Below are 8577 nucleotides of genomic sequence, written 5' to 3' on the forward strand. Positions count from 1 at the left end.
GTTATACCCCTGATCCAGATGCTCGACCGGCCCATTGCCGAACCAATGCGATGAGAAAGACGGTGTTTGTGACGGCATATCTTCGGAGCAGGCGCCGCGGCTCCTGCGACAGGCGAAACAGCCACTCGAGCGCATGGTCCTGCATCCAGCTCGGCGCCTGCCGCTTGCTGCCGGCGTGAAAGTCGAAAGCTGCTCCGACGCAGATCTGCGGGAGGCCGATGACATCGCGGTGGTCGAACGCGAAGCGCTCTTGCCTGGGACACCCCAAGCCAATGAAGACCAAGGCGGCGCCGCTCGCGCGGATTCTGGCCCCCAGGTCCGCGCTTTCTTCCGCGTCCAGCGGGCGGAATATCGACGGCTCGGCACCAGCGACCAGCAGGCCCGGAACATTATCGACGAGGCGCGAAGCCAGGCTTGATATGACGTCGGCGGTCGATCCGTAGAGATAGATCGGCAATCCTGCCTCGGCAGCGGCTCGACATATGCGCAGCATGAGAGCGGGGCCGTATACGCGGTCGCTCAAGCTGGCCCCGTGCAGCAGGTTGAGCGCCATACGCACCGGCTGCCCGTCAGGTGTGACGAGGTCGAAAGCCGAGATGGCGCGCAAGACGTCGGCTTTCGAACGCGCTTCGACGACTCCATGGACGGCTAGCGCCGTGACAAGCAGCGGTTCACGACGGCGGGCCGACCACATGACATGATCAACCGCATGGGCATAATCCACAATGGAGACCGGCACGTCGATGATGGAGCGCCGTTCGGGTTGTATCGGCCGCTCATCGTCTCCCGCTGGCGGATCTGCGCTAGGAATTTTGTCGAACATGCTCTCCTCTCTTCGTGGCTTCACGAAGCCGGGCGTCCTTGCCACGCCATCGCCCCGGAGCTTCCATTTTGGCGCAGCCGCCCTTGGCTTGGACCTCGGCCATTCGGACGCGACGGGGCCTCGGTGGAGGCGCAAAGGATCAGGTTTCTGATGGCGAAACGATCGAAGGTATTACCCTGTCGCCAAAGGGCCCCTCCGCACCCTGCCTTCAGTGGAGATTCGGCACGGAGCAGCCGCTGGCGTGTTCAGGCAACGAGAGCGCGCGCCATGAAGACGAAATTTACGAATCCCGGATCGCGGGGGCCGGAGCCTTCGAGCGGGACGAGCGCGCCATTTCGATAGACGAAGGGCCGATAGCCGAAATCAAGAAGGTATTTTCTGATACTTGCCAGTGCCTCGGGACGATGGCGATCTTCTGCTTCGATAATCAGGTGTGGCCGGTCCCGAACTAGAATGGCTTCGGCTCCGCGCAGAACCGAAAGTTCGTGCCCCTCGACGTCGATCTTCACGAGGCCGGTCGGAGGAAGATTATAACTGTCGAGGCGACGGCACATCACGGGGATCTCACGAATGGCGTCATCGGTGAGGGCGTTTTGCATCTCGATCGTCGCTCGTCCGTCTTGATGCTCCCCCAAGGGCACTCTCAACTTCGCTTCGCCTGGAGCGTCGGACAGGGCGACTTGCTGTACATCGACGCGACGGCCGAATGCGCGGATCAGGAACGCCGCATGTTCAGGCTGGGGTTCGAAAGCTATCACGCCTGCCGAAAACCGCGCGAGGTGCCACGAGTACACTCCGGTGTTCGCACCCACGTCCACGCTCAGGAGATCGCGAGAACAGAGCTTGGGCAGAAGATGCAGCTCAGGCTCGCCGTTCCGCCAAGAGCGCAGCGCACGCCGCGCCACGCGCAGAGACGGCGGCAGAAGTTCTTTCATTGCGCGTTCGACAGAGGCGGCGCGCCTTTGCCCCGGCGGTCGCCGAGAGAAATCATCAGGATCGCCGTCGTGAAAATGATGAACAAGAGGCTGTTCTGGTTCAGAAGCGTGCTCTCGGTGAGATTCATGACGAGGTAGACGCAAATCATTACGTTGAGCCATAGCCAGTGTTCTTTCGGATAGCGGCAGTGCAGGAGCGCACCGCTTCGGATTGCGCGGAAAATGACGATTAGGAGAACAAGTGTGCCCACGATTCCAAAGCTAAGCATCGAGTCTCGGAATCCGTTATGGGCGTGCGGAGCCATCCATGCGACTTCGGTCCAAATGGACCACGCTTCGCCGTTCCCCTCCGTCCAGAAGGCCTGGTAGCCGTACCCGAGCAGCAGGCGGCGCCAGATTGCTTCATCCACGAGAGCCCAGAGCGGCGTCCGCCCCGTGAAAGAGGCGTCTTTACCGGTCCCTTCAAGAAGGACACCGAGGAATATGTCGACGGATACGATGAATACGACGGCAGCCTGAACCCCGACCAGGATCAGCACCACACGTTCCGATGCACGCGACCGAGCCAGCGCCACATAAAAGGCAGCAAAGCATGCAGCTGAAAGAGCCGTCACAAGCCCTGTCGTGGAGCGCGACAGCAGCAGGCAGGTGACGCTGACTGCGAAAAAGAACATCGCCATCGGCCGAAACCCGAAAGCGCGATCGGAAAGGAGAGTGGCGGAAGCGAGCGTCGAGACCGCCGCGTACCAGCCGAGGACATTCTTATGATTGAACACGCCACGAAGGTTCTGGTTCTCCGGCATGAAGGCCCAACCGGGCAGAGCCACCGCGAAGATCAGTGACAGCACCATGCATCCCCCCAGCAGCAGCACGGTCAGAACAAGGAACTGTCGAGGCGTGAAGCGGATGGCGATGTGGTAGGCCAAAAGGATCGACAACGCCAATCCTATGGCCCGACGAAAAGTGATCGACGGACTGATCGACCACAGCACAGACAGGAATGGCAGGACCAACAGCAGTGCGAGGAACAGATTCCGGCGAACCGCGGCCATGAACTGCATTGGGGTTCGGGCCAGAAGTGCGATGGTCACGGCGTAGACCGGCAGCACCATGAGCTGCAGTATGCTTCGCCCGCTCGAGGTCAGGTTGCCGTCCCAGCCGGTGAAGGCCAGGACCATAACTGCACCGGATTGCACGACAAGCGCGATCCCGACGCTCCAGCATTCCAAAGTTCTCCACTTAATACTGAGTCCGTCCGGCGGGGGGATGCCACGTTCCCTCACGCGATCAGCCGCCTGTCGGAACGCGGGATTTGGGTCTGAGCGCCGGGTCAATGCTGCACGGGCTCCGTTTGAAAAACTCTCGCCCGCAGTTTCCGAGCTCACCCGCATCCTGCGAACCGCCCCTTCCGCAGATTGATGTCCGCCAAAGGGCTGAGGCGCATACCGCCTTTGGTCAAAGACCCCCGAACTGCTAGAGACGACGGCTGGTTCACTGCCCCAATGCGCCAAAGACGGAGCTCGAGACGCGCCTAGGATGACCCGGCAACGGCTGGGAGTTCCAAGTGAGCATCGCGACTGAGAGGGAATACGGCACAAGAAGGCGGGCCCGACCTGCAGCACTCCTGTTCGGATTGTGCGCGGCCGCGTCAGCAGTCCTCGCAAGCGGCGTTGCGGCGCAGGAGGCGCCGCCGATCTTGATCGAGCGCGGCGATGTCCTCTCGGTTTCAGTGTTGGAAGAGCCGTCTCTCGATCGTGAGGCTAAAGTCGATGTCATGGGACGACTGATGCTGCCGCACGTCGGCAGCATCGGAGTGGCTGGGCAAAGCCTCGATGAGATCAGGCAAACCATCGAGCAGGCGCTGTCCCGGCAAGAAATCATTCGAGAGCCGACGGTGATTGTCGACGTCGCAAGCTATCGGCCGTTCTTCATCGGCGGCGCAGTGGAGCAGCAGGGGGCAGTTGCCTATGAGCCGGGCCTCACCGTCCGCCATGCTCTCCTGCTCGCCGGGGGACTGAAGCAAGACGACGCAGACGGTCTTACCCTGACCGACTTGAACGAAATGACTGCGGAAGTGCGAGCCACGACCTTCGCCCTTTTCGAGGTCAACAGCAGGATCGCTCGGCTCGAGGCTGAGCTCGAACTCCGCTCAGAAATCGAAGCCGTCGGCGGCGATACTCTCGACCGTAAGGAAGCTCAGGCCGTCTCGTCGCTCGACTCGCAGCTCCTGAGCTATCTGCTCGAAAGCAAATCTGCCGACCGACAGCACCTGAAGGACCTGATGGGGCTGATCGACTACGAACTTGACGTTCTTCGTCAGCAGAGCGCGAGCCAGGACGAGGAGCGGGAGTTGCAGAGGCGCGACGTCGAAAACGCCCGGGAACTCCTCAAGAAGGGGCTGACGTCCGAGCCTCGTGTTCGGGAGCTCGAGCGTGAACACCTTGCACTCGAGAGGACCCGCCTCGACGTGCAGGCCTATACCGCACGTGCCCGGCAGAACAAGGAGACCATCGGGTATCAGTTGGAGAACGCCGATCTGAAGTGGCGGACCGAGACCTTGGCGGCGCTTCGGGCCGCCGTTCTCGAGCGAACGCGGCTTGAGGCTGAGGCCGATCTCCTGGCTGCGAACTTCCTGGCTACCGGCCTCCGGCTGAACGAGGAGGAAGACCTCCTTCAGCTCGAGCCCGAGATCATAATCTACAGAATTGATGAGGGGCGCGAGCATTCCCTCAAGGCCACCATGACCACCGCAATTTTACCTGGTGATGTTCTCGACGTCACGCTCGCCACGCCGCAGGGATGATGGACGGATTGCACCCTTTTCAAACCGAAGACACTAGAGCCCGCATTCCGCGGGCTGCTTTCGAAGCACCCACTCCGAAAGCGCTGCTCCTCGTCAGCGAACTTGAAGACTACACGATAGCGTTCGCCAATGGCCTGGCCCAGCATGTGCCTGTAGTCTTGGCGGTGCCGCGGCGGCAGTATGCCGAACTGGCGGAATGGTTCGATCCGGCTGTCGACCTCCGGCTGTTGGATTGGCCGCGCCACCGCAGTCCGTCCAATCTCGCCTTCCTCGCGCAGCTTGTGGATCTGGTGCGACGAGAGCGGCCCGACATCATCCACGCGCTCAGCAACAACACGTTGTGGCTCAATCTCGTTGTGCCCTTGTGGCGCGGGACGCCGGTCATTACCACCGTGCACGACGTGAACGTGCATCCCGGCGACACCGAAACGTCCACTCTGCCAGGCTGGGCAACCTCGCTGATGGCCCGTCAGTCGCGCAACCTGATCGTGCATGGTGAGGCACTCAGGCAGCGAGCCGCCGAACGCTTCAAGAAGCCGCTGCAACGAGTTCATACCCTCCCTCATCCAACGATCATACGTTACGCCGACCTGGCTCGGCGCCACGGACTGAGGCGCCAGTCGGAGGAGGCATTTACCGTTCTCTTCTTCGGTCGAATCTACGCCTACAAGGGAATTGACTTGCTGATGCGTGCCGAGGCGCTGGTGCAGAACATTCCGAACCTGCGCATCGTCATCGCGGGACGAGGTGATGATCCTTGGGCTCTTCGCTCCAATATGGGCGATCCCGCCCGCTATGACGTGCGTCACCGCTTCATACCCGATCGTGACGTGACGCAGCTATTCCTCGACGCGGATTTGGTTGCATTGCCCTATTCTGAAGCATCTCAGAGCGGGGTGCTTCACATAGCGGCCGCATTCGGAAAACCGGTCGTCGCAACCGACGTGGGAGAACTCGGTACAACGATCCGGAAGTTCAGGATCGGTGCCGTCGTGCCGCCCAATGATGCAGGTGCGTTCGCGGCCGCGCTCGAAGCACTCGCGGCGGATATCGATCTCCGGAACCGCCTGGGGGCCCGTTCACTAGCCTGGGCCGAAGGCGAGAACGCGCCGGCAAAAGTGGGCGCCAAGGCGGAACGGCTGTACCGCCGGATCCGCGCCGAGCATCAGCATCGAGAGGCGGAGGCGTGACCCGTCCCGTGGTTCCGGTGCGCCATTACGGCCCGGGTGGCCTCGAAAGTGGCGGCGGGATCGGCCGCTTTATCGGCTACGTCGTTAATGAGGTGGCCAAGGAAGGAGTGCGTCATCTGGTCGTCGATACAAGGGGTCCGCGCTGGTCACCGCTGACCAGCCCCCTGCGCCTGCTTGCCGCTCTTGCGGTGATGGTGCAGGACCGCCTCGTCGCGCCGGAACGCATCCACCACATTCATGTCGCTGGACGCGGCAGCACCTTGCGCAAGTTGATCCTGACTGCGGCCGCCCGGCGGCTGGGATGCCAACACGTCTTGCACCTGCACGATTATGATTATGCCTCCGAGCTCGAGCGTCATTCGCCGCGTCTTCGATCAATGGTGCGAACGATGTTTCGAGGTGCCGATGCGGTGGTCGTGCTGGGACTGAACGACCGGCGGCTCGTCATCGAGACGCTTGACGTTGCCGCGGACCAGGTCGCCGTCCTTAACAACTGCGTGCCTGATCCAGGCGATTGCACGAAAGCTGCCCGCGGCGCGCCGCTGATCCTTTTCCTGGGACGACTGAGCCAGCGGAAAGGCGTTCCGGACCTGCTGGCCGCGCTGGCCCGTCCCGAGATGACCGCGCTTGCGTGGCGCGCCGTACTCGCCGGCGACGGCGACGTCGCGCACTATCGGTCGAGTGTCGAAAGCCTTGAATTGAAGGATCGCGTTGAGCTGCCGGGTTGGCTCGACGAAGAGCACACAGCGCATTTCCTGCGCAGCGCCGATATCCTGGTCCTGCCATCGCACGCGGAGGGCATGTCGATGGCCGTCCTGGAAGGTCTAGCTCATGGTCTCGCCGTCATAACCACCCGCGTCGGTGCTCATGAGGAGGTCATCACCGACGGCTCCACCGGCGTTTTCGTTCCCGTGGGCGACGCGGCCTCCCTCAGCTCGGCACTCGCCGGCCTGATCCGAGACGGCAAGCGCCGCGACGCCCTTTCTCGCGCAGCCAGAACTCACTTCCTCAGGCGGTTCAGCATGACGGTTTACATGCCGCTTTTAAAAGATGTTTACGACAAGGTTCGAGAACGGAGGCGCCGCGAGGCGACCACCAGCGGAGCCCGCGCATGACGCAGATCAATAAAATCAGCCGCGCCATGGAGATTCCTCCGCCACCCGTCACCGGCGAATCCGAGGATGAGTGGCTTGACGTCCGATCGCTTTTCCGGATCGTGCGCCGCCGCCTCGGGATAATCATCCTTGTTACACTCGCCGTGCTCGGAGCGGCACTGCCCATCATCCTAAATATAGAGCGCGATTATTCGGCGGCGGCACGTATCCTTATTCACGAACCCCGCCCAGCCGCATTGGCGTCCTCGGGCCTGGTGTCAGACAACGACCTCAACTTATCAACAGAGCAAGAACGGCTATTATCGCGCAAAAACGCAATCAGTGTCATCTCCGAACTCGACCTCAAGAATAATCCAGAGTTCAACCCAAGTTTACGCAGAGAGCCTTTCTTGGCGCGTGTGAAAAACGGACTGCGCGTTGCGCTAGTGGGGCACCCAGAGGATGTGACCGACGGAGCCACGTCACTGGATCTGGTGATACAGACATACCTTGGACACTTGTCGATCACTCGCTCGACGGGCTCTGAAGTCGTCGCCATACGCTTTTCCTCGCAGGACCCCCAGTTGGCAGCGTCGGTTCCGAACACGCTCATCCGCGTTTACATGGAAGAACGTGAACAGAGGGCTGCAGAGCGGCTGGGACGGGCGGAAGGCTGGCTGAAGGAGCGGATCGCCGAACAGAGACAGCGCCTTTCCAAAGTCGCCGCCGAGGCCGACGCGTTCCAGGAAGAGTCGCAGCTTGCGCTGATCGACGCCCAGGGAGCCCCGGAGACGATCACCGGCTTGAAGCGGAGACTCGCGAACCTCGTGCGCGAACGCGACGAACTGTCCGCGAAGCTGGCGCAACTAGAGAATGCGCAGCCGGACGATCTCATCGAGATAGTAAAGTCGGAAGTCCTCCTCGATCTCGAGCGAGAAATCGATAATGAACAGGTCAAGGTTGAGCTTCTTCTGGATCGCTACGGATCAGGGCATCCCGAAGTACTTACCGCAAATGCACGCATTGCGGGACTCGAGCATTCTTTAGAGAACGAGATCGATCGGGAACGAGAGCGACTTGCGGGCGAAATCGAAATGCTCAAACGAGAGGATGCTGCATTGCATGTCGCGTTGGCGTCCGCGCAGAGAACCTTGGCGGACGGGCGACGATTGGATGTGACTCTCGGCCGTCTGCAGCTGGCGGCCGATACCGAGCGGAGCGCGCTGAACCGGCTTGAGGAACAGCTGCGGGCGCTTCAGGCCGAAGCCGAGCTTCCGGTAAACGAAATTGAGGTCCTCTCGCCTGCCTCGGTTCCGCTCTTCGCGGATGGACGGGGCCGATCCTATTATTTGGCCGCTGCGTTATTCGCGGCGAGTGCGTTAGCCATGACGGTCGCCTTCTTTCTCGAGATGATTGACAAGTCAGTCCGCAGCCAAGAGCATCTTCGCAAGATTCAGGGGCTCAGTCCTGTGGGCTTCCTGCCCTCGATAGGCAGGCAAGCTCGACGCCAGATACTTGGTGGACCCAAGAAAGTTGGACGACTGTATTGGGACAGTGTGGAGGCGGTCGTTCTTGCGCTTGAGCAGCTCAACAACGGCGCCCTCCCACAGAGTCTACTGGTGACCTCGGCCCTGCCAGGTGAGGTGGTCCCCAAAAACCGGACGCTCGGCTAAGCTTGCCGCCAACGATGACAAGGACGAACAGCGTGGCTGGCAAACGGAAGAACTACGGT

Annotated in this window: 7 protein-coding genes; 4 read left to right on the forward strand and 3 right to left on the reverse strand. The window is 61.3% G+C overall.

Annotated features, from left to right (window positions below; genetic code table 11):
• Window position 1 precedes the first annotated feature (1 nt).
• The 3 genes from BM162_RS19770 to BM162_RS19780 form a co-directional block, all read right to left on the reverse strand.
• Window positions 2–823 carry a WecB/TagA/CpsF family glycosyltransferase gene (locus BM162_RS19770; RefSeq protein ID WP_093425358.1) on the reverse strand — a complete coding sequence of 274 codons (822 nt, stop codon included), beginning with the start codon at window positions 821–823 and terminating at the stop codon, window positions 2–4.
• Window positions 824–1068: 245 nt separating this feature from the next.
• On the reverse strand, window positions 1069–1758 hold the full coding sequence (locus BM162_RS19775) for an FkbM family methyltransferase (protein WP_093425359.1): 690 nt from the start codon (window positions 1756–1758) through the stop codon (window positions 1069–1071).
• A complete protein-coding gene (locus BM162_RS19780) occupies window positions 1755–2936 on the reverse strand; it encodes an O-antigen ligase family protein (RefSeq protein ID WP_245759353.1) in 1182 nt (393 codons plus the stop codon). The genes BM162_RS19775 and BM162_RS19780 overlap by 4 nt, the downstream gene beginning before the upstream one ends.
• A gap of 386 nt (window positions 2937–3322) precedes the next feature.
• On the opposite strand from BM162_RS19780, the gene BM162_RS19785 reads away from it, so the two are divergent.
• Genes BM162_RS19785 through BM162_RS19800 form a run of 4 tightly spaced genes read left to right on the forward strand, consistent with a single transcriptional unit; the run spans window position 3323 to window position 8518 of the window.
• Window positions 3323–4561, forward strand: coding sequence for a polysaccharide biosynthesis/export family protein (locus tag BM162_RS19785; protein WP_093425362.1), 1239 nt, complete (start codon window positions 3323–3325; stop codon window positions 4559–4561).
• Window positions 4561–5751, forward strand: coding sequence for a glycosyltransferase (locus BM162_RS19790; RefSeq protein WP_093425364.1), 1191 nt, complete (start codon window positions 4561–4563; stop codon window positions 5749–5751). Before BM162_RS19785 ends, BM162_RS19790 begins: the two co-directional genes overlap by 1 nt.
• Entirely contained in the window at window positions 5748–6866 is a 1119-nt protein-coding gene (locus BM162_RS19795; RefSeq protein ID WP_093425365.1) for a glycosyltransferase family 4 protein, read from the forward strand. The genes BM162_RS19790 and BM162_RS19795 overlap by 4 nt, the downstream gene beginning before the upstream one ends.
• Window positions 6863–8518 (forward strand): GumC family protein, encoded by a 1656-nt coding sequence (locus BM162_RS19800; RefSeq protein WP_093425367.1) that lies wholly within the window; start codon window positions 6863–6865, stop codon window positions 8516–8518. The genes BM162_RS19795 and BM162_RS19800 overlap by 4 nt, the downstream gene beginning before the upstream one ends.
• The last annotated feature ends 59 nt before the right edge of the window (window positions 8519–8577 follow it).

Origin of the sequence: Tranquillimonas alkanivorans, assembly GCF_900115595.1 — a bacterium.
GTDB lineage: Bacteria > Pseudomonadota > Alphaproteobacteria > Rhodobacterales > Rhodobacteraceae > Tranquillimonas > Tranquillimonas alkanivorans.